Raw genomic sequence first — 1,252 nt, 5'->3', positions numbered from 1 at the left:
GTGCTGCTGTCGGTGGCCGACGGCTGGCTGGACCTCGGCGAAGCCTTCGCGAGCCGGGTTGACAACGGCCCGGATGCCATCAGCGGCCTCGCGATCAGCATGAGCTTGTCGGCCGACCAGCCCGCGATCGTGGCGGCCAGCGAGCCGCTGCACGGCCCCGGCTGGCCCGCCTTGCCGGTGCTGCAACTGCGTGTGCACAACCGCAGCCGCCTGTTCGTCAGCAGCCTGCTGCAACAGCTGCGGCTCGAAGCAGCGGAACTAACGGTCAATGTGCAAGGCGCGCGCTGCCTGCAGGTGCACAACCAGCTGGGCCGGCTCGACCCCAGCAAGCCTTTCATGCCGCTGGGCCCCTTGCCGGACAGCAGCTCGTATCTCGTGTTCACCCATGCCGAGCTGGCCAGCAAGCCGCTGGAGCACCTGCAGCTGAACCTGCAGTGGAGCGGCCTGCCCCCACGCGGCCTGGTCGATCACTACGCCGACTATCCGGGCGACGGTTGGTCCGAGCCTGACTTCCAGGTGCTGCTGTCGCTGCTGTCTGACGGGCGCTGGCAGGAAGCCAACGGCCCCACGCTGCCGCTGTTCCCCCCCCGTGGCGAGGTGGTGCAGCACATGGATGTGGACGGCGCAGAACTGCTTCGCCTGCACCACCCGGTGTTGCTGCCGCCAGCGCCACCCGGCACGATCGCGCAGGCACCGGAGTTCGGTCTCGGCAGCCGGCAGGGCTTCTTCCGCCTGCAGCTGGCGGGCCCGCCCGACGCCTTCGGCCATGCGCTCTACCCGCGCCTGATGGCCGAGACGCTGACCCACAACAGCCGGCTCAAGCCCGAGCGGGGCCGGCCGCTGCCGCTGGCGCCCTACACGCCGGTGCTGGAATCGATGACCGTCGACTACCGCTCGCGCCAGCGCCTCACGCCGCGGCCCGATGCATCGCGGGCCCGGCATGGCGAGCTGCTGCACATCACGCCCTTTGGCCTGCAGCCGCTGCGCCGCATGCCGCAGACCTGCCCGGTGTATGTGGTGCAGCGCTGGCACGGCGCGGGCCAGCTCTACATCGGCCTGGACGGCCCGGCTGCGGAAGGCTCCTTGAGCCTGCTGTTCCGTCTGCGCAGCGAGGCCGCACGCGAAGCGCTTGGCCGGCCCACGCCACGCCTGCACTGGCACGCCTGGTGCGGCGACGACTGGCGGCCGCTCGAACCGCACCGCGTGCTGCTGGACACCACCGAAGGCCTCCTGCGTTCGGGCTTGGTGATGC

At 70.8% G+C, this 1,252-nt stretch carries 1 protein-coding gene; it reads left to right on the top strand.

Annotated features, from left to right (window positions below; all coding sequences use genetic code 11):
- On the top strand, nucleotides 1–1,252 hold a 1,252-nt coding region (locus AC1DYI_RS36085; RefSeq protein ID WP_477208894.1), incomplete at both ends, for a hypothetical protein.

This window comes from Ideonella sp. P3_A4 (assembly GCF_056403075.1).
The sequence above is the reverse complement of the archived record's forward strand: the minus strand, read 5'-3'. Positions and strand labels throughout refer to the sequence as shown.